Here is a 21,988-nt window from a genome sequence, read left to right on the forward strand (position 1 = left end):
TAATTTCGAGCTCGTGACCACGGCCTACGAGCTGTCGGGTCTCGAGGCGCTCGAGGCCGAGTCGGTGCACGTCTTCCGCGAGGTGGCGGCCATGTTCGAGCGGCCGGTGCTGCTGTTCTCCGGCGGCAAGGACTCGGTGGTGATGCTGCACCTCGCACGCAAGGCGTTCTGGCCCGCCCCGCTGCCGTTCCCGGTGTCGCATGTGGACACCGGGCACAACTTCGACGAGGTGCTGGACTTCCGTGACCGCACCGTCGAGAAGGACAACCTGCGGCTCGTCGTCGGCCGCGTGCAGGACGACATCGACGCCGGGCGGGTGACCGAGGAGACCGGCCCACGAGCCTCCCGCAACCGCTTGCAGACCGTGACGCTCCTGCGCCTGATCCGGGAAAACGCTTTCGACGCCGTGTTCGGCGGGGCTCGGCGCGACGAGGAGAAGGCCCGCGCGAAGGAACGCGTGTTCAGCTTCCGGGACGAGTTCGGCCAGTGGGACCCGCGCAACCAGCGCCCGGAGCTGTGGCACCTCTACAACGGGCGCCACCGGCGCGGCGAGCACATCCGCGTCTTCCCGCTGTCCAACTGGACCGAGCTCGACATCTGGTCCTACATCGCGGCGGAGGACATCGAGCTGCCGTCGCTGTACTACGCGCACCGGCGTCAGGTCGTGCAACGCGACGGGATGCTGCTCGCGCACACGCGGCACCTGCGTCTGCTGGACGGCGAACACCCTTACGAGGCCACGGTCCGCTTCCGCACCGTGGGCGACGCGACGTGCACCGGCTGCGTGGAGTCCACCGCCGCGACGGCCGAGGAGGTCGTCGCCGAAACCGCCGCCACGCGGCTCACCGAACGGGGCGCCACGCGCGCCGACGACCGCATTTCCGAGGCGGGCATGGAGGACCGGAAGAAGGAAGGGTACTTCTGACATGCCCCAGGAGCTGCTGCGGCTCGCCACGGCGGGCAGCGTCGACGACGGCAAGTCCACCCTCATCGGCCGCCTGCTGTTCGACTCCAAGACGTTGTTCACCGACCAGCTCGCCGCCGTCGAGCGCGCCAGCCGCGACCGCGGCGAGGCCTACCCGAACCTGGCGCTGCTCACCGACGGCCTGCGGGCCGAACGCGAGCAGGGCATCACGATCGACGTCGCGCACCGCTACTTCGCCACCCCGCGCCGCCGTTTCATCATCGCCGACACCCCGGGCCACCTGCAGTACACGCGGAACATGGTCACCGGCGCGTCGACCGCCGACCTCGCACTGATCCTCGTCGACGCCCGCAAGGGGGTGCTGGAGCAGTCGCGGCGGCACGCGTTCCTCGCCAGCCTGCTCGGGATCCCGCACCTGGTGCTGTGCGTGAACAAGATGGACCTCGTCGGCTGGTCGCGGGAGCGGTTCGACGAGATCCGCGAGGAGTTCCGCCGGTTCGCGATGAAGCTGTCCGTGCCCGACCTGACGTTCGTGCCGGTTTCCGCCTTGCACGGCGACAACGTCGTGCACCGGAGCACGAGCATGCCGTGGTACGAGGGCGTGCCGCTGCTGCACCACCTGGAGGAGGTGCACGTCGCGTCCGACCGCAACCTCGTCGACGCCCGGTTCCCCGTGCAGTACGTGATCCGCCGCGACGACTTCCGCGGGTACGCCGGCACCCTCGCGGGCGGGGTGTTCAAGCCCGGCGACGAGGTGCTCGTGCTGCCGTCCGGCCTGCGGACGCGCGTGCGCGAGATCGTCGCGCCCGGTGGCCGGGAACTGGCCGAGGCCTTCGCCCCGCAGGCCGTCACGATCCGGCTCACCGACGACCTCGACGTGGGGCGCGGGGACCTGATCTGCCGTCCCGGCAACCGGCCGCACAGCGGGCAGGACCTCGACGCGATGGTGTGCTGGTTCTCGGACCGCAGCACGCTCGCCCCCGGCGCGACCTACACCCTGCGGCACACCACGCGCGAGACCAGGGCGGAGGTGCGCTCGCTCGACTACCGGCTCGACGTCAACACCCTGCACCGCGACGAGTCCGCCGCCGCGCTGGCGCTCAACGAGATCGGCCGCGTCCACCTGCGCACGCGGCAGCCCGTCCTGTTCGACCCCTACCGCCGCAACCGCGCCACCGGCAGCTTCATCCTCGTCGACGACACCACCAACGACACCGTCGCCGCCGGCATGATCACCGGGGCCGCGACGCCGGTCGTGTGGCACGCGGCGACCGTCACCCGCGACGAGCGCCCGACCCGCGGGCTGACGGTGTGGCTCACCGGGCTGTCCGCCTCCGGCAAGTCCACCGTCGCCGCCGAGCTGGAGCGCCTGCTCGTCGCCGCCGGGCGGCCCGCCTACCGGCTGGACGGGGACAACCTGCGGCACGGGCTCAACGCCGACCTCGGGTTCGGCGCCGCCGACCGCGCCGAGAACGTGCGCCGCGTCACGGCCGTCGCGCAGTTGTTTGCCGACGCGGGAATCGTGGCGATAGTGTCGCTGATCAGTCCCTACCGCGCGGACCGGGCCAAGGCCAGGGCGGCGCACGAGGACGCCGGACTGTCCTTTGTGGAGGTTTTCGTGGACACGCCGCTGGAGGTGTGCGAGGCACGCGACCCGAAGGGCATGTACGCCCGCGCCCGTGCCGGCGAGATCCGCGGCTTCACCGGCGTCGACGACCCGTACGAGCCGCCGGTGGCGCCGGAACTCGTGCTGCGGCCGGGGGACGGCGACCCGACGACGATGGCCTCGGCCATCCTGAACCTCCTGGACGGCTGACATGGGCGTCAACCAGCGCGCGCAGATCCGCATGACCGGCGACGAGATCGAGGCGTTCGTGGCGCGCAGCCGCACCGCCACGATGGCCACCCTCGGCCCGAACGGCACCCCGCACCTCGTCGCGATGTGGTACGCGGTCGTGGACGGGAAGATCTGGTTCGAGACGAAGGTCAAGTCGCAGAAGGTCGTGAACCTGCGCCGCGACGACCGGATCACCGTGCTCATCGAGGACGGGCATACTTACGACAAGCTGCGTGGCGTGTCGATCGAGGGCCGTGCCGTGATCAGCGACGACCCCGACGACATCTGGCGCGTCGGCGTCAGCGTGTGGGAGCGCTACACCGGCCCGTACACCGACGAGGCGAAACCGCTCGTGGAGATGATGATGAACAAGCGCGTCGTCGTGCGCGTGGACCCGGAGCGGACGCGTTCGTGGGACCACCGCAAGCTCGGGCTCGACCCGATGCCGCTGGGCGGCACGACGGCGGAGTTCCTGAACGGCAGCGACTGATCAGTTCTGCGGCGTGACGAGCGCGGAGGTCTGCGAAGCCTGCCTGCGCGGCGCGTCGCCGAGTGACTTCACGAGCACGCCGCCCGCCGTCATCACCAGCCCGATCGTGACCAGGCCCCATTTCGCCGAGCCGAACAGGCTGGACATCCAGCCCACCCAGTACGGGCCGATGAACCCCGAGAGGTTGCCGATCGAGTTGATGACGCCGATCGCCCCGGCGGCCGCCGCACCGGCCAGGAAGGCCGACGGCAGCGTCCAGAACGCCGGGAACGCCGCCATCACCCCGATCGCGCAAGCACAAAGGCCCGCGTACCCGAGCCACGGCGCGCTGGTCAGGAACGCCGAGACGACCAGCGCCAGCCCGCCGATCACCATCGGCAGCATCGTGTACGTCGACGACCTGCCCGTCCGGTCGCAGGCCCGGCCCCACACCACCATCGCCACCGCGCCGATCGCGTAGGGCGCGGCGGTGAGCAGCGTGACGCTGAGGTTGTCCTTGATCGCCAGGCTGGACTTGATGATCTGCGGCATCCAGAAACCGAGGCCGTAGAGCCCGAACGCGATGCCGAAGTACACCAGGCCGAGCGCGATCGTCCGGCCGCTGAACAACGCCTTGCGCACCGGCAGCGGGTTGCCGCGCTCGGTCGCCGCCTGCTCGCGGGTCAGCACGTCCTCGATCGCCGAGCGCTCGTCCTCGGTGAGCCATTTGGCCTTCGCGGGCCGGTCGGGCAGCAGCCACAGCAGTGCGACGCCGAGGACGACGGCGGGCAGGCCCTCCGCCAGGTACAGCCAGCGCCAGCCGCTCAGCCCCGCGACGCCGTCGAGCTCGAGCAACAGCCCGCCCAGCGGGGCGCCCAGCGCGGTCGACAGCGGCACCGCCACCATGAACAGCCCGGTCACGGTGGCCCGGCGCGCGGCGGGGAACCAGTAGGTCAGGTACAGGATCATGCCGGGGAAGAACCCGGCCTCGGCGATGCCGAGCAGGAACCGCAGCACGAAGAAGCTGACCTCGCCGGAGATCGCCGCGCACGCCGCCGCCACGAGGCCCCACACGATCATGATCCGGGCCATCCAGCGCCGCGCGCCGACGCGGTGCATGATCAGGTTGCTCGGGGCGTCGAGCAGGATGTAGCCGAGGAAGAGCACACCGGCGCCGAAGCCGTACGCGGTCGCGGTGAACCCGAGTTCCTCGTTCATCGTCAGCGCCGCGACCGAGAGGTTCGTGCGATCCAGGTAGGCGACGAAGTAGCAGACCGCCATCAGGGGGACCAGCCGCCTGGTGGCCTTGCGCAACGCCGCGGACGTCAGCTCGGACATGCCTCTCCTCGGGCACCCGGGTCGGTCCTCGTCCGACCACACCGTCGGAAGGCGACGCTAGCAGAGACGATCAGCAACTGGTAGGACCAATTTTCGGGCCGCGGGACGCGCGACAGGGCGCGGGTGATCGGGCAGGATGCCGTCGTGAGCACCGGCGACGAGCAGGTCTGGAGCGCGACGGTGGACCACCTGCGCGCGCTCATCGACAGCGGGGAGCTGCCCGCGGGCTCGCGGCTGCCCTCCGAGCGGAAGCTGTGCGAGCAGCTCGACGTCAGCCGTGGTTCGCTCCGGCAGGCCCTGCGGGTGCTGGCCTCCATCGGGTACGTGTCGATCCGGCCGGGGTCGGGGACCTACGTGCGGGACCGGGAGGGCACCGACCGGGAGCTGCGCACGTGGTTCCGCGAGCACGACCAGCTGGTGGACCGGCTGTTCGACCTCCGCATGATGGTCGAGCCGACGCTCGCGGAGCGGCTGGCGGCGGAGCACACCGAGCCGGTGCTCGCGCGGCTGCGGTCGAACGTGGCGGAGATGGCGGCCGCCGCGGCCAAGGGGGACATGCTGCGCGTCATCGCCACCGACGCCGAGTTCCACCGGGTCATCGCGGAGAACGCGGGCAACGACGACGTGGCCGGGCTGCTGCGCTCGGTGCTGTCCCTCGTCGGCGAGGAACGGCGGGCCGCGCTGCGCCTGCCGGGCCAGATCGCCAAGGCCGTCGAGGAGCACGGCGAAATCCTCGCCGCCATCGAGAAATCCGATGGGGAGCGGGCCAGGGAGCTGACGGTGAGTCATCTGCGCGAGGCGCAGTCACTGGTGCACCGGTACGCCGGTGAGTCCACTTCGGACTGACCGGCGCTACGCCACGAGCTTCTCCCGCAGCCGCTGGGCGTCGGACTCGCCGAAGCCGTGTTCCGCCAGCCACGCCAGCGGTCCGCCGTAGCGCTCGTCGACCTGGGTGAGGAACGCTTCCATCGTTTCCGGGCGCGGACGGTGCTTCTCGTCGTCGCCGCCGCGTTTTTCCAGGTCCGGCGCGTAGGTCGGCGACGCCCGCAGCCGCGCCATGATCCCCGCGATCCGCGTGCCGCTCGCGGCGTAGTCCGCCACCACCGCCTCGCGCTCGACGCCCGCCACCGTCAGCGACAGCGCCACCACGACCCCCGTGCGGTCCTTGCCCGCCGCGCAGTGCACGAGCGCCGCACCCGGCGTGTCCGCGATCGTCCGCAGCGCGCGCACCACGCTTTCCGGCCGGTCCTCCAGATAACCCAGGTACAGCGCGCACATCGGGTCGTCCGGGTAACGCTCCAGCGTGCGCTCACGGCGCGAGAACAACGCGTCCACCGCCGCGTCGGTCATCTCGCCGAGCTCGGGCAGGACGGACAGGTGCACGTGCCGCACCCGCTCGACCGCGCGCAGCGGCCCCGGCCCCTCCGACTCGACCTCGTGCGTGCTGCGCAGGTCCACCACCGTCCGCAGCCCGACGTCCTCGACGAGGAGCTTGACGTCCGCGGGTGTGAGCCCCTGCAGGTTGTCCGAGCGCAACAGCGTGCGGTCCGCGATCACCCCGCCGTCGGCGGTCGGCAGGCCGCCGAGGTCACGGGCGTTGGCCGCCCCTTCGAGTTCGAGCCACTGCATGCCCCCATCGTTCACGGCGCGATCGAGCCGGCCAAGGGAGCGTCCGGGCGAACCCGATCACGGCGGCGCCGGGGCAGCCGCAGCGTGCCGGTCAGCCCGCGCCGCCGCAACCACGCCCACCAGCCCAGAACCCCGATGTGCACGGCGATCGCGTGCCCCGCGAGCGTGACCACCGACAGCAGCGAACCCGGCTCGTCAGCGACGTAGATCACACCCACGAGGAGTTCGAGCAGCACCACGGCGGGCAGCCGCAGCCGCCGTTCCAGCACGGGCACCATCGCGCCCGCGGTCGCGAAGAACCCGTAGCTGACGCCGATGTCGAGCCAGCGCGCGTCCGTCGGCGGCAGCCAGCCCTCCCGCAGCGCCACCATCACCGGCAGTTCCGTGGCCAGCGTCGCCAGCACGTGCCCGCTGGCGAAGACCGTGAACGTCCAGCCCGCGCCGACGCGGCGTTCCAGCGGCGCGACCGCCACCGCGAAGATCAGCACGTAGACCAGCCAGCCCGAGTCGTCGATCCACAGCGCACTGCTGATCAGGCTGGACACGGGGCGGTGCCACAGGTTGTGGGCGTCCGTGCTGGCACCCGCGAGCAGCTCCGCCGACACCGAGTCGCCCACGGCGCGCTGCAGCACCGTGGTCGCCAGCAGCACCGCGAGGTACCAGAACGTGAACGGGGTGGTGCCGGGACCGGGCAGCAGTACGGCGGCGCGGGTGGTCCACCGCGGACGGCCGTGCGGGGTGATCGTGTCTGTGGGCACGCGGCCAGTGTGGTGGCTCACCCTGAAAGCCAACCAGCCGCGCGCTGTGAGTCCGCTGAGAAGACGCACTTTCCCACTGTGCGCCGAAATCCCGTGATCCGCTCGCCGGGATCGGGCAGGCTGGGGGCATGCGCACCGCTTTCGGCGCCGGGTTCGACGTCCCGGACGGCTACCTCAACACCCCCAGCATCGGCGTCCCCCCGGCCCCCGTGGCCGACGCGGTGGCGGCGGCGGTCGAGGACTGGCGCCGCGGCGCCGCCACCCCCGGTGACTTCGACGAGCCGGTGGCGCGGTCCCGGCAGGCGTTCGGGGACCTGATCGGCGTGCCGGCCGAACGCGTCGCCATCGGGGCCGCCGTCTCGCAGCTGCTGGGCGTGGTGGCGTCCGGACTGCCGGACGGGGCGAAAGTGCTGGTCGCGGAGGGGGAGTTCACCAGCGTCACGTTCCCGTTCGCGGCGCACGCGCACCGCGGCGTCACCGTCACCGAGGCCCCGCTCGCGCAGCTGCCGGAGCGGGTGGCGGGGTACGACCTCGTCGCGGTCAGCGTGGTCCAGTCCGCCGACGGCGCCCAGCTCGACCTCGACGCGCTGCGTGCGGCGAGCGAGGCCGCGGGGGTTCCCGTGATGCTCGACGCGACGCAGGCGGTGGGCTGGCGGCCGCTGCGGCTGGACTGGGCGGACTGGGTGGTCGCGGCGGGCTACAAGTGGCTGATGTCGCCGCGCGGGGCGGCGTGGCTCGCGGTCCACCCCCGCGTGCTCGACCGCGGCGTCCCGGTCGCCGCCGGCTGGTACGCGGGGGAGGACCCGTGGCAGGCGTTGTACGGCCTGCCGGCGCGGCTCGCCGGGAGCGCGCGGCGGTACGACCTTTCGCCGGTGTGGCTCGCGCACGTCGGCGCCGCGGCCGCGTTGCCGTACCTGGCTTCGCTGGACCTGGAGTCCGTCCGGGAGCACTGCGTCGGGCTGGCCGACACCCTGCGCGTGCGCCTCGGCCTGCCGGAGGCGGGCAGCGCCATCGTCTCCTTCGACGGCGACGCCGAACGCCTTCGCGCCGCGGGTGTGGTCGCCAGCGCCCGAGCGGGCAAGGTGCGGGTGGGCTTCCACCTGTACAACACCACCGACGACCTGGACCTCGTGCTCAAGGCCGTGCGGTAGCGGTTTCCAGCAGCCGGTGCAGCCGGACGCCCGCCGCGAAGCCGGGCACCGGCGCACCGGCCGCGAACGCGCGGTAGAGCCCGGCCACGTTCACCGCTTCCCCGGGCAGGTCCGGCTCCGGCACGTCGATCCCGCGCAGCGGGCTGATCTGCAGCTGGCCGCCGAGCGGGTCGCCGTCCGCGTCGGCGGTCAGCGTCAGGTCGCCCCGGGTGCCGGTGATCTCGATCCGCACGCGGGAGCCGCCGACCCGGCCGTCGTGCACGTGCAGTGACGCCACCGCCCCTCCGGCGAGCGTGGCGTGTGCCAGGAAGTGGTCGGGTGCGGTGACGTCGATCGAGCGGCCGGTGTCGGTGACGTGGTGCGCGCGCTGGACCGACACCGCGGCCGACAGGTCCGTGATCTCCCCGCCCAGGAAGGCGATCGCGTCGAGGGTGTGCCCGCCGTACACCTCGACCAGCCCCGCTCCTGACGCGGCGTCGTAGGTGTAGGCCGTCCACTCCGGCACGACGTCCTCCGCGCCCTTGCCCCGTGCCGCGTACACCGTGATCGACGTGAGGCGCCCGAGGGAGGGCAGCAGCTCGCGGGCGCGCACGAGGGCGGGGGAGTAGCGGGCCTGCAGGCCGACAACCGTCCGCACCCCGGCGGCTTCCGCTTCCGCCGCCAGCTCCTCGGCTTCCCGGGCGGTGCGGGCCAGCGGCCACTCACAGTAGACGTCCTTGCCCGCCGCGAGCGCCGCCCGCACGAGCTCGGCGTGCGCGGGCACCCGGACGGTCACCACGACGAGGTCCACCGCCTCGGCGAGCGCCCGCGGATCGGTGAAGGCGGGCACGCCGAACGCTTCCCCCGCCCGGGCGGCGCTTTCGGCCCGGCTCGTCCCGACCGCCGCGAGCTCGTATCCGTCCAGCCGCCGCAAGGCGGGGATGTGCGAGCGCGCCGCCCAGCCGCGGTCCGGGCTGGCGCCGAGGATCCCGACCCTGATGGTCATCGTGTCCACCTCCAGTAAACGGACTAGCTGAGTCCGTTTCAAGCCTAACCGGACTTGTCGAGTCCGCTTTGCTAGGGTCGGTCCGTGGGCGCGGTGGAGCGGTTGCAGGAGGACGGGGCGCGGGCGGACGCGCGGCGGAACGTGGCGCGGCTCGTCGACGCGGCACGCGAGGCGCTGGCGGAGGTCGGCGTCGAGGTCACGGCCCACGAGATCGCGCGGCGGGCCGGCGTCGGCATCGGCACGTTCTACCGCCGCCTGTCCTCGCGGGAAGCGTTGCTGGAGGCGGTGCTCACCGACCTGCTCGACGAGATGGCCGCACTCGCCGAGGACGCGCTGACCGATCCGGACCCGTGGGCGGGGTTCGCGCGGTTCGCCCACGACTACGTGCGGCTGCGGGCCACGAGCTGCGGGGTGCGTGAAGCGCTCGGCGGGACCGCGCTCGACCTCGCCGCCCCGCTGGCGAGGATCCGGCGGCGGCTGCGGGAACTGGTCGAGCGCGCCCAGCGCGCCGGGGTGCTGCGGCCGGACGTCGGCTGGCGCGACGTCGCGTTCCTGCTGGCCGCCGTGCTGCCCGGCGACCACACGCTCGGCCTGGTCACGCCGAAGGGGCAGTGGCGGCGCAACCTGGGGCTGACCCTCGACGGATTGCGCCACAGTCACACGTCAGGGTGAACCGTCCGATACGGTGTTCCCTCGTGGTCGGACCGCAATACCCTCCGGGCCGTGGGGACACGGCGCCCCTGCCGCGCGTCCCCGCGCAGCCGCGGCGAGGCGCAGGCTGGCTGCTCAAGGGCGCCGGGCTGGTGGCCGTCGCCGTGGTGGCGGGGCTCGTGTGGTGGCTCGTCCAGCGCGACAGCACCCCGGCCCCGGTGGCCCAGCCGCCGGCGAAGCAGTTCTCGTTCACCCTCACCGAGGGGCCGGTCGCGTCCACCGACTGCGTGGCCAAGTCGACCGAGGACGTCAAACGCTGGTTCGGCGAGCACGCGTGCGCCAGGCTCTCCCGGGCGCTGTACACGACGACCGCGAGCGGTGGGAACGCCCTGGTGTCGGTCGTGCTGGTCACGATGCCCGACGCGGCGCAGGCGCAGCAGCTGAAGGCGCTCGTGGACCGCGACGGCACGGGCAACGTCGTCGACCTCGTCCGCGACGGCACCGCGAAACTGCCGAACGCCCCGAAACTCGCCGACGGCAAGTACGCCTCCCGCGCCACGGGCGCGAGCGTGACGATCGTGCTGTCCGCGTTCTTCGACGGCCGCGCCGATGACGGCACGCTCGGCCGGGTCAACGCCGAGGCGCTGGACCTGTCGCCGCAGCTGGGTTAGGCGCCGCCACCGCTCGCGGCAGCAGGGAACAGGCCAGTAGCGCCACCAGGAACAGTCCGGCGCCGACCAGCAGGCTCGTCGTCGTGGCCGCGGGGAAGTCGCCGTCCGCCGCGAGCCTGCCGAAGAACACCGTGCCGACGGTGGCCGGACCCGCGGCGAGCCCCAGCTGCACCACCGTGTTCAGCACCCCGGACGCCGCGCCGGCGTCGTCCGGCCCTGGTCCCGTCAGCGCGATCAGCGTCAGCGACGACGAACCGAGTCCCAGCCCGGTGCCGTAGAGGAGCACCGGGACGACGAGCTGCCACGGCGTGAGGCCCGTCCCGGCCGCCGACACCAGCGCGATCAACGCGGCGCACGCGGCCAGCAGCAGCACGAGCCCCGTCATCGGCAGGCGCCTGCCGAGTTCCGGCGCCTTCGGCATGCCGATCCCGTTGCCCGCCACGATGCCCACGGTCGCGGGCAGGACGGTCAGCGCCGTCTTCAGCGGGGAGTAGCCCAGTCCGTTCTGCAGGTGCAGCGTCAGCACGAAGAACGCGCCCATGCCGCAGTAGAAGACGAGCATCACGAGCACGCCCACCGACAACCCCCGCCGGCGGAACAACTCCGGCCGGATCAACGGCTCGCGCCCGCGCCGTTCCCGTCCCCGTTGCAGCGCGAAGAACACCACGAGCAGCGGGAGTGCGGCCACCAGCACCACGAACGTCCACACCGGCCAGCCGAGTTCACGCCCCTGCACCAGCGGGTAGAGCACCGCGAGCAGCGCGGCGGCGAGCACCAGCACCCCGAGACCGTCGACGCCCCCACGGCCGCGCTCGCGCAGCGGCATCACCAGCAGTGCGCCGACCGCGGCGGCGAGCGCGATCGGCACGTTGACGAAGAAGATCGTGCGCCAGTGCCAGCCGAAGAGGTCGGCCTCGGTCAGCACGCCGCCGAGCAGGGGACCGGCCAGCCCGCCGAGCGGGAAGGTCATGCCGAAGAAGCCCATCGCCCGGCCCCGTTCGGCCTCGGGGAACTCCGCGGCGATGAACGACAGCACCTGCGGGACCATCAGCCCGGCGAAGATCCCCTGCACGACGCGGGCGGCGAGCAGCACGCCCACACCCGGTGCGAGGCCCGCGACCAGTGAGGCGGCGCCGAACCCCGCGGTGCCCAGCGCGAACGCGGCGCGGTGCCCGAACCGGTCGCCCAGCCTGGCCCCGGTGATGAGCGTGAGGGCGAACGCCAGCGTGTAGCCCGTCGCCGTCCACTGCAGAGCCGAGGGCCGGGCACCCAGCTCGTGCTGGATGGTCGGCAGCGCGATGGTGACGATCTGGTTGTCGACCATGTCCATGAACACCGCGGTCAGCAGCAAGGCCAGCGCGGTCCAGCGACGGCGGTCGGGTCTCGTTTCCTCCATGACGAGCAGTGTCAACAGGGCGCATGAGTTTGTCAAACAGATGGATGATTAATTCCTCATCGCGGATGGCAGAATGCGGGCATGAGCACGGAGAAGACCGGCCGGCGGCGGGCTCCCGCCCCGCACGAGCGGCAACGCGACCCCGAACGCACCCGCGCGCGCATCCTGGAGGCCGCGGCCGAGGAGTTCTCCGCGAAGGGGTTCGCCGGTGCCAGGGTGTCCGCGATCGCCGCGCGGGCCGGGGTGAACCAGCAGCTCATCGCCTACTACTTCGACGGCAAGGAGGGCCTGTACCGGGAGATCGGTCGCCGCTGGCGGGAGTACGAGGCCCGGACGTTCCCCGACGACATGGACTTCGCCGAGATGATGCGGCAGTACGTGCGGGCGAGCGTGGACGGCGTGCGCGGCGGCCGGCTCCTGGCCTGGGAAGGGCTCGCCGACACGGGTGACGACGACGAGGCGGGTCGGGAGCGCAACGCGCGCCTGCAGCAGGAGGTCGAGGCCATGCGGGCCCGGCAGCGCGCCGGCGAGCTGGACGAGCGGTTCGACCCGGCGGCGCTGCTGCTCATCGCGATGAGCGCGGGCAACGCCCTCGCGGTCTACCCCCAGCTGGTGCGGGGCATCTTCGGCGGGCACGCCGACACCGCCCAGCTGGTCGAGCACTACGCGGACCAGCTGGCGCTGGTGATCGCCCACCTGGCCACCCCGAAGCCGCGCGAGGGCGCCGAAGCCGGGTGACCGCCGTGGCGGTGATGCCGGTCAACGCCGGTGGGGCGGGGCGTGCTGGTGGCCTCGCGCCAGTGCGGCGCCGAGGCCGGATGACCGCAGTCAGGCGGCGACCCGGACCAGGCGAGTGCCCGCTTCTCCCCGGCACCCACCACACCCCGCGAAGCGGGCCCCGGGGCGCCTTAGGCGTTCAGGCCGATCAACGCCAGCGCGGCCGGGTTCTCCCCGGCGGCCTGGCGCCAGCGCGTGCCGCGGCGGGCCGAGCCCAGCAGCGCGGTCAGCGCGACCTTCCGCAGGCCCTGGTCGTCCGTGCGGGCCAGCACCCCGGCCCACGCGTTCGCCGCGTCCGCCTCCGCCGTGGCCACCACGCTCTTCGCCGACGTCGCGTCCGTAACCGGCTTCGGCGTGATGTACGCGGGCTCCGGCCCGTGCGGCGTCGCACCGGCCGCGTCGAGCATCCGGACGCACGCGTCGCGCCGGTCCTGGTGCTCACCCGCCCCCTCCGCGACCCCGGCGTTGTAGTTGGCCGGCAGGAAAGCGCTCACCAGGCCGTACACCCACACCGCGGCGTGCTCGGCGTCGAGCGCCTTCTGCAGCGGGTCGACCGACTCCTCCGGCACGGAGCCCACCGGGCTGACGGTCCCGGGGTCCGCGCCCGGCCCGAGCCGGTCGTCCAGCTGCTGCAGCCCCGCGCACCCCGCCGCGACGGCGGCGACCAGGCCGGCCCGGTACCGCTCCATCGGCACCACCAGCGCCTCCGCCTGCCCGCGTGCGGTCGCCAGCCGCTCCTTCAGCCCCGCGAGCCCACTGCCGCCGGGGGTCTCGGCGTGCACGGCGGCCTTGGGCCGGTTGAGCCGGTCCACTTCGGCCTGCAGCGCCCGCGCGTGCGCGTCCCGCACGGTCGCGACCTGCTTGGCCAGGCTCGCTTCCGCCCCCGCACCCGACGCCAGCGCGTTCGCCGCCGCGGCGTCGGCCCTCGCCTGCTCGGCGAGCGACGCGAGCGGGTCGGGCTCGTCGGAATATCCGGTTCGGCACGCGGCGAGCGGGACGGCCAGTGCCGCCAGTGCGCTCAGCCGCAGCAGGTCGCGGCGCGTACGGGGGGTCACGTGATGCCATATTGCCAGGAGGGCGACGACCACGGGCGATGCCGGGGGCCAACCGGTTAAGCTGGTCCCTCACGACAGGGACCAAACAGGAGAGAGAGCGCCAAGGTGCCAGGAGAACTCGCCGGCAAGCTGGAGCCGATCGTGGCCGAAGCGGTGGCCGGTGCTGGTTTCGACCTCGACGCGCTCGACGTCCAGCAGGCCGGGCGCCGCAAGCTGGTGAAGGTGGTCGTCGACGCCGACGACGGCGTGGGGCTCGACGAGGTGGCCGAGGTCAGCCGCGTCGTCTCCGCCGTGCTCGACCGGCACGACCACCTCATCGCGGGCGCCTACACCCTCGAAGTCACCTCGCCCGGCGTGGACCGGCCGCTGACCACCCCGCGGCACTGGCGGCGCGCGAAGTACCGGCTCGTGCGGATCACCCCGCACGAGGGCGCCGGTTTCCTCGGCCGCGTGGGTCACGCGGGGCCCGAATCGGTCCGCGTGCTCGCCGACGGGCAGCTCCGCGACGTCCGCTACCGCGACGTGGCGAAGGCCGTCATCGAGATCGAGTTCAAGCAACCGCCGACGGAGGACCTGAAACTGCTGGAGCAAGACGCCTCGGGGATGATCGACACGACCGGGACGGAGGGAGAGCCGAAGTGAACGTGGACATCGCCGCGCTGCGCGCGATCGAGCGGGACAAGGACATCCCCTTCGAAACCGTCATCGAGGCCATCGAAACCGCGCTGCTGACGGCCTACAAGCACACCGAGGGCCACCAGCCGCACGCGCGCATCGACATCGACCGCAAGACCGGCTACGTCCGGGTGCTCGCCCACACGCTCGACGAGAACGGCGAGGTGGACGAGGAGTGGGACGACACGCCGGAGGGGTTCGGCCGCATCGCCGCCACCACCGCGCGCCAGGTCATCCTGCAGCGGCTGCGCGACGCCGAGCACGAGAAGACCTACGGCGAGTTCTCCGCCAAGGAGGGCGAGATCGTCGCGGGCGTCATCCAGCGTGACGCGCGCGCGAACGCGCGGGGCATGGTGATCGTGCAGGTGGGCGACACCGAGGGCGTGCTGCCCCCGGCCGAGCAGGTGCCCGGCGAGTCCTACCAGCACGGCAGCAGGCTCAAGGCGTACGTGGTGGGCGTGTCCCGCGGCAGCCGTGGCCCGCAGATCACCCTGTCCCGGACGCACCCGAACCTCGTGCGCAAGCTGTTCGCGCTGGAGGTGCCCGAGATCGCCGACGGCACGGTCGAGATCGCCGCGGTCGCCCGCGAGGCCGGGCACCGTTCGAAGATCGCCGTGAAGTCCACGGTGCCGGGCGTCAACGCCAAGGGCGCGTGCATCGGGCCCGTCGGCGCCCGCGTGCGCAACGTGATGAGCGAGCTGGCCGGGGAGAAGATCGACATCATCGACTACTCCGAGGATCCGGCTCGCTTCGTCGGGAATGCGCTGTCGCCCGCGAAGGTTGTCTCCGTACAGGTGGTGGACGAGCGCGCGAAGACGGCCCGCGTGGTGGTGCCCGATTTCCAGCTGTCCCTCGCCATCGGCAAGGAAGGGCAGAACGCCCGGCTGGCCGCGAGGCTGACCGGGTGGCGCATCGACATCCGCAGCGACGCCGCGGGAAGTGAGCAGGATGACACCCCGCGCGCCGCGACAACCGGTTCGGCTGAGTGACAGGCCAGGGGCTAAACTCGAACATGGTTGAGAGCCCGCGTTCGGGTAACGCGCGCGACGGACACCGGGAGGCACCGGTCCGGACGTGCGTGGGCTGCCGGAAGCGGGCTTCGGTCGGTGAGCTGCTGCGAGTGGTCGCGGCGGACGGGCACGTGGTCGTCGACGAACGTCGGCGGCTGCCGGGCCGGGGTGCGTGGCTGCACCCCGAACCGGGTTGCCTGGCCAAAGCCGGGCGGCGGCGGGCGTTTCCCAGAGCGTTACGAAGTTCTGGGACACTCGACGACGCACCGGTGCGGCGCTACCTCGAGCGGCACGCCGGTTGAGCGGGCCGGGGACCTTCCCCGGGCCGAACGGAAACGAAGGAAGCAGGTCGACCCGTCATGAGTCAGCCGTGAAGCTGAAGCCATGAACGCGCGACGATAGGACGAGGTCAGCGGGTCCCTTACCGCCAGCTGGCCTCATCAGTTGAGGAGAGCAGTGGCAGGCAAGGCCCGCGTGCACGAGCTGGCGAAAGAGCTCGGTGTCACCAGTAAGGAAGTTCTCGCCAAGCTCAAGGAGCAGGGCGAGTTCGTGAAGTCCGCGTCTTCGACCGTCGAGGCACCCGTTGCCCGCCGGCTGAGGGACGCGTTCACCGCCGGCGGCGGAAAGCCCGGCGGCAAGTCCGGCGGCCGCAAGCCGGTGCCGGGTCCGTCGAACGGCAACGGCGGCGCTCCGGCGCCCGCCAGGACCCCGGAGTCCCAGGACCGGCCGCGGCCCACCGCGGTGCCCGGTCCGCGTCCCGGCCCCCGGCCCCCGGCGCAGCAGCAGCCGCAGACCCCCCAGCAGCCGCAGCAGCAACAGCCGCGTCCGCAGCAGCAGCCGCAGGTGCCCGCCGCGAAGGCGGAGCCGAAGCCGCAGCAGCCGGGCCCGCGGCCCGGTGCTGCGCCCGCGCAGGGCGGCGGCAGCTCGGTGGTGCCCCCCAAGCCGCAGGGCCCCAAGCCCGGCGGTCCCAAGCCCGGTCCGCGCACCCCGCGGGTCGGCAACAACCCCTTCGGTGTCGGTTCCGGCGCGCCCGCGCCGCGTCCCGCGCCGCCGCGTCCCGGTGGCGGGGCAGGCGGTGACCGCGGCCCGCGGCCCGGTGGCGAGCGTCCGGCCGAGCGTGCCGGCGGCGACCGGCCGGCCCCCGGGCCCCGTCCCGGTGGCGGCAACCGGCCGAGCCCCGGCAACATGCCGCCGCGCCCGAACCCGGGCATGATGCCCGGCCGCACGCAGCGTCCCGCCGGTCCCGGCGCGGGCCGTGGCGGTCCTGGCGGTGGCCGTGGTGGCGCCGGTGCGGGCCGTGGTGGTCCCGGTGGCGCCGGCCGTCCCGGTGGCGGTGGCGGCGGTGGTTACCGCGGCGGCGGTGCCGGTGCCGGTGGCGGCGGCTTCCGCGGCGGCCCCGGTGGCGGTGCGCCCGCCGGCGGTGGCGGTTTCCGCGGTGGCGGCGCTGGCCGCGGCGGCGGTGGCCGCGGCGGTACGGCCGGTGCCTTCGGCCGCCCCGGTGGTCCCTCGCGCAAGGGCCGCAAGTCGAAGCGGCAGAAGCGCCAGGAGTACATGGACAACATGCAGGCGCCCAGCGTCGGCGGTGTCCGGCTGCCCAAGGGCAGCGGCGAGACGATCCGCCTGCCGCGCGGTGCCTCGCTGACCGACTTCGCGGAGAAGATCGACGCGAACCCGGCTTCGCTGGTGCAGGTGCTGTTCCACCTCGGCGAGATGGTGACGGCCACGCAGTCGGTGTCCGACGAGATCCTCGAGCTGCTCGGCTCGGAGATGAACTACAACGTGCAGGTCGTGTCGCCGGAGGAGGAGGACCGCGAGCTGCTCGAGTCCTTCGACATCACCTACGGCGAGGACGAGGGCGGCGAGGAGGACCTCCAGGTCCGGCCGCCGGTCGTGACCGTCATGGGTCACGTCGACCACGGTAAGACGCGACTGCTGGACACCATCCGCAAGACGCGGGTGCGCGAGACCGAGGCGGGTGGCATCACCCAGCACATCGGTGCGTACCAGGTCGAGACGGAGCTGGAAGGCAACAAGCGCCTGATCACCTTCATCGACACCCCGGGTCACGAGGCGTTCACCGCCATGCGTGCCCGTGGTGCGCAGTCGACGGACATCGCGGTCATCGTGGTCGCCGCCGACGACGGCGTCATGCCGCAGACGGTGGAGGCGATCAACCACGCCCAGGCGGCGAAGGTGCCGATCGTGGTCGCGGTCAACAAGATCGACAAGGAAGGCGCGAACCCGCAGAAGATCCGCCAGCAGCTGACCGAGTACGGCCTCGTGGCCGAGGAGTACGGCGGCGACACCATGTTCGTCGACATCTCCGCCCGCGAGAACATCAACATCGAGCAGCTGCTCGAGGCGATCCTGCTGACCGCGGACGCGACGCTGGACCTGCGGGCCAACCCGGACATGCCGGCCCAGGGCGTCGCGATCGAGGCGCACCTGGACCGCGGCCGCGGTCCGGTGGCCACGGTGCTGGTGCAGCGCGGCACGCTGCGGATCGGGGACTCGGTCGTGGCGGGCGACGCCTACGGCCGCGTGCGCCGGATGGTCGACGAGTACAACGAGGACGTCACGGAGGCGCTGCCTTCGCGGCCGGTCCAGGTCATCGGGTTCACCTCGGTGCCGGGCGCCGGTGACACGTTCCTGGTCGTCGAGGAGGACCGCGTCGCGCGGCAGATCGCCGAGCGCCGCCAGGCCCGGTTGCGCAACGCGCAGAACGCGGCCAAGCGGAAGCGCGTCAGCCTGGAGGACCTGGACTCCGCGCTGAAGGAGACCTCGACCCTCAACCTGATCATCAAGGGTGACAACTCGGGTACCGTCGAGGCGCTCGAGGCGGCCCTGGTGCAGCTGGACGTGGGTGACGAGGTCGAGCTCAACGTGGTCCACCGCGGTGTCGGTGGCGTGACCGAGTCCGACATCGACCTGGCGACGGCGTCCGACGCGATCGTGCTCGGGTTCAACGTGCGGGCACAGGGCAAGGCGACCGAGCGGGCTACCCGCGAGGGCGTCGACGTCCGGTACTACACGGTGATCTACCAGGCGATCGAGGAGATCGAGCAGGCTCTGAAGGGCATGCTCAAGCCGGAGTACGAAGAGGTCGAGCTCGGCAAGGCGGAGGTGCGCGAGGTCTTCAAGTCCTCGAAGTTCGGCACCATCGCCGGGTGCCTGGTCACCTCGGGTGAGATCCGGCGCAACGCCAGGGCGCGGTTGCTGCGGGACGACGTGGTCATCGCCGAGAACCTGCCGGTCAGCTCGCTGCGGCGGTTCAAGGACGACGTGGTCGAGGTGCGCGAGGGCTACGAGTGCGGTCTGACGCTCGGGTCGTACAGCGACATCAAGGTCGGCGACGTGGTCGAGACCTACGAGCAGCGCGAGAAGCCGCGCGTCTGAAGTCGCGAGTGAGCCGGGGCCGGTCCTGCGGGACCGGCCCCGGCCCTGCCCACGAGGAGCCCGTTGTACGTCGGTGCGTGTGAGTTCGACCTGTTGCTGGGCGACGTCCGGTCGCTGAAGCAGAAGCGCTCGGTCGTGCGGCCGCTGGTCGCCGAGCTGCGCAAGCGGTTCGAGGTGTCGGTGGCCGAGGCCGGGCACCTGGACCTGCACCGCCGCGCCCTGATCGGGGTCGCGGTGGTGGCGGCGGACGGCGAGCACGTCCGCGACGTGCTCGACGAGTGCGAGCGGGCGGTCGCGGGCAGGCCGGAACTGGAGCTGTTGTCCGCGCGCCGCCGGCTGCTCGGACCGGAAGACTAGGAAGTAGGGGAGATGTGATGGCCGATCCGGCGCGTGCGCGGAGGCTGTCCAAGCGGATCTCGCAGATCGTGGCCTCGGCCATCGAGCACGAGATCAAGGATCCGCGGCTGACTTACGTGACGATCACCGACACCCGCGTCACCGCGGACCTGCACGACGCGACGGTGTACTACACGGTGCTGGGCGAAAGCCTCGACGCCGCACCGGATTTCGCGGGTGCGGCGGCGGCGCTGGAGTCGGCGCGCGGGGTGCTGCGGACGAAGGTCGGGCAGGGCACGGGCGTGCGGTTCACGCCGACGCTGACGTTCGTCGCCGACACCGTGCCGGACACGGCGCGGCACATCGAGGAGGTGCTGGCGAAGGCCCGCGAGGCCGACGCCGAGGTGGCGCGCCGTTCGGCGGGCGCCCAGCACGCCGGCGACCCGGACCCGTACAAGGCGCCGCGCGAGGACGACGAAGACGACGAGGACTGAGGTCCTTTCGGAAGCGGGCCACCCTTCGCGGGTGGCCCGCTTTTTTTCACGCCTTGCGGGCGACGATCAGGTCGCGCTGGATGGCCTGGTCTACGCGGTGCGCGAAGTCCGGCAGCTCGCGGACGTCGAGCCCGGCGTCGGTGAGGATCCCGGCCACCTCGTCCCGTTTGGCCACGTGCGTGTTCCACGAGATGCCGAGCGCGCCGCCGGGCCGCAGGGTGCGCACCCACGCGGGGACCGCGGATTCCAGCAGTTCCAACGGGTTGCGCGAGAGGTCCTCGGGGCGGTGGCTGCCGTGCTGCACCCCGTACGGCGCGTCCGTCACGATCGCGTCCACGGAACCGGACTTGAGCAGTCCGGCGGCGGTCACGGTGTCGCAGTTGTAGTACGTGATCCGCCGGACGTCACCGGCCTTGTACTGCTCCTTCGTGAGCCCGAAGCCCAGCTCCAGCCGCTGCCCGAGCTTGACCTTGTTGCGGCGCAACTGCCCGGACTCCGCGGTGTGCTTGATCCGGCGTCCGCGCAGCCAGGTTTTGATGAAGTGCTCGTAGGCCTCGAAATCGCGCTTGTCGAGTTCGAACCCGGTGGCGTCGAGGCCGTAGTTCATCGCCTGGTTCAGCGTGGTTCCCCGGCCGCACAACGGGTCCAGCACGTGCAGGGGGCCGTGCAGGAACGCGGTGGGGTCCGTTGTGGACAGCAGCGTCACGTTGAGCAACAGCTTGGTGAACAGCTCGTTCGTCTTGCCGGGGTACTTCTGGATCGTCAGCAGGTCCGAACCGAACCGGTCGAGCGGGGTGACCTCGACGGGGCGCAGCAGGCCGTCGGTCAGTTCGAACAGGGCATAGAGCGCCGAGAGGTTCGACAGCAGCGCGATGTCCTCTTCGGACAGTCGCTTGGCGGTGGAGAAGGTCACGTAGGTGACGCCGCCGAGCCGCCGCTCGCCGACTTCTTCCGGCGGCGTGCTCAGCGCCTCGCCGAACACGGCCAGCTCGGCCCGCAGCAGGCCGGCGGAGGCGTCGGCGTACACGCGGTTGGCCGAGGGGTAGAGGAGGATCCCGTAGTCGAACATCGCAGAGAAGGGTACTGCGCGCGCAGTGCTCCGTTGAGGGTGGCGGTGGGTGACGGGAGGGCCTAGCTTGCCGTCATGAGCCTTTCCTCGCCGCTCGACCTGCTCCGTGCCGCGACCGATGTCACCCTGCTCGCCCACGTCCGCCCGGATGCCGACGCGCTCGGGAGCGCACTGGCCCTCGGCCGGGCGCTGCAGCAGCGGGGCGCGGTGGTGCGGGTGGCGTTCGCGATCCCCGACGAAGTCCCGGAGAGCCTGCGCGGCCTCGACGTGGGCGGACTCGTGGTGCCCGCCGCGGAGGTCCCGGCGAGCAGCCCGCTGCTGATCTGCTGCGACACCCCGGTGCCCGCGCGGCTGGGGTTCCTCGCCGACCGCGTCGAGGCGACGAAGGCCGCCGGGGGAGCGGTGCTGGTGGTGGACCACCACGCGTCCAACACCCGCTACGGCACGCACCACGTGGTGGACGAGACGGCGGAGGCGACGGCGGTGCTCGTGCTGGACCTGCTGGACCAGCTGGGCGTCGAGCTGGACGAGCCGATCGCGCGGTGCCTGTACGCGGGCCTGATGACGGACACGAGCGGTTTCCGCCGCGCGAAGCCGTCCACGCACCGGGCGGCCGCACGGCTGGTCGAAGCGGGCGTGGACCCGGACCGGCTGACCCGCGAGGTGGTGGACGACCACCCGTTCGCGTGGCTGCCCATGCTGTCGGCGGCGCTGGGCACGGCGAGGCTGGAGCCGGAGGCGGCGCAGGGGTACGGCCTGGTGTCGGCGTTCGTCACGCTGGAGGCCGCGGCGGGGGTGCGGCTGGAGGAGGTCGAGGGCGTGGTGGACGTCGTGCGCGGTGTCCGGGAGGCGGAGGTGGCGGCCGTGTTCAAGCAGCAGGCGCCGGACGAGTGGACGGTCTCGCTGCGCGCGGTCGGCAAGATCGACGTCTCGGTGGCGGCCCGCACCCTCGGCGGAGGCGGCCACCGCCTCGCAGCGGGCTGCACGGTGCACGGCTCAGCGGACGAGGTACTCACCGCGGTGCGCAACGCCCTGGCGACGGCCCCGCTGCTGTAGGGGTTGGGGCGGCGGTTTCGCGGGCGGCAGCCCGGGAACTTGCCGCTCGCCGTCCGCCGCTCGCCGTCCGCCGCCGCTCCGCGGTGGGCCTGCGCGCTCGCCCCCGCAGCCATCCCGCCGCACCCGACCGGGCCTCCGTGTCCCGCTCCGCGGTGCGCCCCGCCCTCGCGCCGCACCAATGGCACCCCCGCCCCGTTTCGCCGGGCCCCGGCAGGCGGCCGCCGCTGCCCCACAGCGCGCCGCGCTCGCGCCGCCGCCCCGTGTCGGGGCGGCGCCAGGCGGCCGCTCCGCCAACTGCGCCGTGCCCTCG

At 72.6% G+C, this 21,988-nt stretch carries 22 protein-coding genes; 15 read left to right on the forward strand and 7 right to left on the reverse strand.

The annotated features are described in order from the left end of the window. Positions 1-13: 13 nt before the first annotated feature. From cysD to ABFX51_RS26570, 3 genes are read left to right on the forward strand one after another with little or no spacing between them, the layout of a single operon-like run. A complete protein-coding gene (cysD, locus tag ABFX51_RS26560; RefSeq protein ID WP_346055247.1) occupies positions 14-925 on the forward strand; it encodes a sulfate adenylyltransferase subunit CysD in 912 nt (303 codons plus the stop codon). A gap of 1 nt (position 926) precedes the next feature. Next, positions 927-2,741 (forward strand): adenylyl-sulfate kinase, encoded by a 1,815-nt coding sequence (gene cysC, locus ABFX51_RS26565; protein WP_346055248.1) that lies wholly within the window; start codon positions 927-929, stop codon positions 2,739-2,741. 1 nt (position 2,742) lies between these two features. Next, positions 2,743-3,252: a pyridoxamine 5'-phosphate oxidase family protein gene (locus tag ABFX51_RS26570; protein ID WP_346055249.1), complete on the forward strand. Its 510-nt coding sequence runs from the start codon at positions 2,743-2,745 to the stop codon at positions 3,250-3,252. Here the strand turns inward: ABFX51_RS26570 and ABFX51_RS26575 are convergent, their stop codons facing one another. Further along, positions 3,253-4,569 (reverse strand): MFS transporter, encoded by a 1,317-nt coding sequence (locus ABFX51_RS26575; RefSeq protein WP_346055250.1) that lies wholly within the window; start codon positions 4,567-4,569, stop codon positions 3,253-3,255. Between the two features lie 144 nt (positions 4,570-4,713). On the opposite strand from ABFX51_RS26575, the gene ABFX51_RS26580 reads away from it, so the two are divergent. Beyond that, positions 4,714-5,415, forward strand: a complete 702-nt coding sequence (locus tag ABFX51_RS26580; RefSeq protein ID WP_091516066.1) for a FadR/GntR family transcriptional regulator — start codon at positions 4,714-4,716, stop codon at positions 5,413-5,415. Between the two features lie 6 nt (positions 5,416-5,421). On the opposite strand, the gene ABFX51_RS26585 is transcribed toward ABFX51_RS26580, so the two are convergent. Then, positions 5,422-6,198 carry a tyrosine-protein phosphatase gene (locus ABFX51_RS26585; RefSeq protein ID WP_091516007.1) on the reverse strand — a complete coding sequence of 259 codons (777 nt, stop codon included), beginning with the start codon at positions 6,196-6,198 and terminating at the stop codon, positions 5,422-5,424. An 11-nt stretch (positions 6,199-6,209) separates the two neighbouring features. Next, positions 6,210-6,956 (reverse strand): rhomboid-like protein, encoded by a 747-nt coding sequence (locus ABFX51_RS26590; RefSeq protein WP_346055251.1) that lies wholly within the window; start codon positions 6,954-6,956, stop codon positions 6,210-6,212. Between the two features lie 128 nt (positions 6,957-7,084). On the opposite strand from ABFX51_RS26590, the gene ABFX51_RS26595 reads away from it, so the two are divergent. After that, positions 7,085-8,107 (forward strand): aminotransferase class V-fold PLP-dependent enzyme, encoded by a 1,023-nt coding sequence (locus tag ABFX51_RS26595; RefSeq protein ID WP_346055252.1) that lies wholly within the window; start codon positions 7,085-7,087, stop codon positions 8,105-8,107. Here ABFX51_RS26595 and ABFX51_RS26600 read toward each other — a convergent pair. Continuing rightward, positions 8,091-9,092, reverse strand: coding sequence for a Gfo/Idh/MocA family protein (locus ABFX51_RS26600; protein WP_346055253.1), 1,002 nt, complete (start codon positions 9,090-9,092; stop codon positions 8,091-8,093). The genes ABFX51_RS26595 and ABFX51_RS26600 overlap by 17 nt on opposite strands. 84 nt (positions 9,093-9,176) lie before the next feature. On the opposite strand from ABFX51_RS26600, the gene ABFX51_RS26605 reads away from it, so the two are divergent. Continuing rightward, complete coding sequence (locus tag ABFX51_RS26605; RefSeq protein ID WP_346055254.1) at positions 9,177-9,764, forward strand: TetR/AcrR family transcriptional regulator; 588 nt, start codon at positions 9,177-9,179, stop codon at positions 9,762-9,764. A 23-nt stretch (positions 9,765-9,787) separates the two neighbouring features. Next, entirely contained in the window at positions 9,788-10,414 is a 627-nt protein-coding gene (locus ABFX51_RS26610; RefSeq protein WP_346055255.1) for a hypothetical protein, read from the forward strand. Here the strand turns inward: ABFX51_RS26610 and ABFX51_RS26615 are convergent. Continuing rightward, positions 10,374-11,810, reverse strand: coding sequence for an MFS transporter (locus tag ABFX51_RS26615; protein WP_346055256.1), 1,437 nt, complete (start codon positions 11,808-11,810; stop codon positions 10,374-10,376). The genes ABFX51_RS26610 and ABFX51_RS26615 overlap by 41 nt on opposite strands. 81 nt (positions 11,811-11,891) lie before the next feature. Here ABFX51_RS26615 and ABFX51_RS26620 point away from each other — a divergent pair, with 81 nt between their 5' ends. After that, a complete protein-coding gene (locus ABFX51_RS26620; protein WP_346055257.1) occupies positions 11,892-12,548 on the forward strand; it encodes a TetR/AcrR family transcriptional regulator in 657 nt (218 codons plus the stop codon). A gap of 170 nt (positions 12,549-12,718) precedes the next feature. Here the strand turns inward: ABFX51_RS26620 and ABFX51_RS26625 are convergent, their stop codons facing one another. Continuing rightward, a complete protein-coding gene (locus ABFX51_RS26625; protein WP_346055258.1) occupies positions 12,719-13,642 on the reverse strand; it encodes a ferritin-like domain-containing protein in 924 nt (307 codons plus the stop codon). 105 nt (positions 13,643-13,747) lie between these two features. Here ABFX51_RS26625 and rimP point away from each other — a divergent pair, with 105 nt between their 5' ends. From rimP to rbfA, 6 genes are all read left to right on the forward strand, one after another. Then, complete coding sequence (gene rimP, locus ABFX51_RS26630; protein ID WP_091515990.1) at positions 13,748-14,284, forward strand: ribosome maturation factor RimP; 537 nt, start codon at positions 13,748-13,750, stop codon at positions 14,282-14,284. Further along, complete coding sequence (gene nusA, locus ABFX51_RS26635) at positions 14,281-15,306, forward strand: transcription termination factor NusA (RefSeq protein ID WP_091515989.1); 1,026 nt, start codon at positions 14,281-14,283, stop codon at positions 15,304-15,306. The genes rimP and nusA overlap by 4 nt, the downstream gene beginning before the upstream one ends. 23 nt (positions 15,307-15,329) lie before the next feature. Further along, complete coding sequence (locus tag ABFX51_RS26640) at positions 15,330-15,629, forward strand: YlxR family protein (protein ID WP_091515986.1); 300 nt, start codon at positions 15,330-15,332, stop codon at positions 15,627-15,629. Between the two features lie 154 nt (positions 15,630-15,783). Next, positions 15,784-18,723, forward strand: a complete 2,940-nt coding sequence (gene infB / locus ABFX51_RS26645; RefSeq protein ID WP_346055259.1) for a translation initiation factor IF-2 — start codon at positions 15,784-15,786, stop codon at positions 18,721-18,723. A 63-nt stretch (positions 18,724-18,786) separates the two neighbouring features. Continuing rightward, positions 18,787-19,080 (forward strand): DUF503 domain-containing protein, encoded by a 294-nt coding sequence (locus ABFX51_RS26650; RefSeq protein WP_091515982.1) that lies wholly within the window; start codon positions 18,787-18,789, stop codon positions 19,078-19,080. Positions 19,081-19,097: 17 nt separating this feature from the next. After that, entirely contained in the window at positions 19,098-19,553 is a 456-nt protein-coding gene (gene rbfA / locus ABFX51_RS26655; protein ID WP_091515979.1) for a 30S ribosome-binding factor RbfA, read from the forward strand. Between the two features lie 46 nt (positions 19,554-19,599). On the opposite strand, the gene ABFX51_RS26660 is transcribed toward rbfA, so the two are convergent. Then, complete coding sequence (locus ABFX51_RS26660; RefSeq protein WP_346055260.1) at positions 19,600-20,622, reverse strand: TRM11 family SAM-dependent methyltransferase; 1,023 nt, start codon at positions 20,620-20,622, stop codon at positions 19,600-19,602. Between the two features lie 75 nt (positions 20,623-20,697). On the opposite strand from ABFX51_RS26660, the gene ABFX51_RS26665 reads away from it, so the two are divergent. After that, positions 20,698-21,678, forward strand: a complete 981-nt coding sequence (locus tag ABFX51_RS26665; protein WP_346055261.1) for a DHH family phosphoesterase — start codon at positions 20,698-20,700, stop codon at positions 21,676-21,678. Positions 21,679-21,988 lie beyond the last annotated feature (310 nt).

Source organism: Amycolatopsis dongchuanensis (genome assembly GCF_039542405.1).
In the GTDB taxonomy this organism is placed as follows: Bacteria; Actinomycetota; Actinomycetes; order Mycobacteriales; family Pseudonocardiaceae; genus Amycolatopsis_E; species Amycolatopsis_E sacchari.

Excerpts from the sequence above, each read along its gene's own strand:
- ABFX51_RS26600 (WP_346055253.1), bottom strand. The coding sequence starts at position 9,092 with ATGACCATCAGGGTCGGGATCCTCGGCGCCAGCCCGGACCGCGGCTGG.
- ABFX51_RS26640 (WP_091515986.1), top strand. The coding sequence starts at position 15,330 with ATGGTTGAGAGCCCGCGTTCGGGTAACGCGCGCGACGGACACCGGGAG.
- ABFX51_RS26665 (WP_346055261.1), top strand. The coding sequence starts at position 20,698 with ATGAGCCTTTCCTCGCCGCTCGACCTGCTCCGTGCCGCGACCGATGTC.
- ABFX51_RS26660 (WP_346055260.1), bottom strand. The coding sequence starts at position 20,622 with ATGTTCGACTACGGGATCCTCCTCTACCCCTCGGCCAACCGCGTGTAC.
- ABFX51_RS26575 (WP_346055250.1), bottom strand. The coding sequence starts at position 4,569 with ATGTCCGAGCTGACGTCCGCGGCGTTGCGCAAGGCCACCAGGCGGCTG.
- cysC (WP_346055248.1), top strand. The coding sequence starts at position 927 with ATGCCCCAGGAGCTGCTGCGGCTCGCCACGGCGGGCAGCGTCGACGAC.
- rbfA (WP_091515979.1), top strand. The coding sequence starts at position 19,098 with ATGGCCGATCCGGCGCGTGCGCGGAGGCTGTCCAAGCGGATCTCGCAG.
- ABFX51_RS26595 (WP_346055252.1), top strand. The coding sequence starts at position 7,085 with ATGCGCACCGCTTTCGGCGCCGGGTTCGACGTCCCGGACGGCTACCTC.
- ABFX51_RS26620 (WP_346055257.1), top strand. The coding sequence starts at position 11,892 with ATGAGCACGGAGAAGACCGGCCGGCGGCGGGCTCCCGCCCCGCACGAG.
- ABFX51_RS26585 (WP_091516007.1), bottom strand. The coding sequence starts at position 6,198 with ATGCAGTGGCTCGAACTCGAAGGGGCGGCCAACGCCCGTGACCTCGGC.
- ABFX51_RS26570 (WP_346055249.1), top strand. The coding sequence starts at position 2,743 with ATGGGCGTCAACCAGCGCGCGCAGATCCGCATGACCGGCGACGAGATC.
- ABFX51_RS26615 (WP_346055256.1), bottom strand. The coding sequence starts at position 11,810 with ATGGAGGAAACGAGACCCGACCGCCGTCGCTGGACCGCGCTGGCCTTG.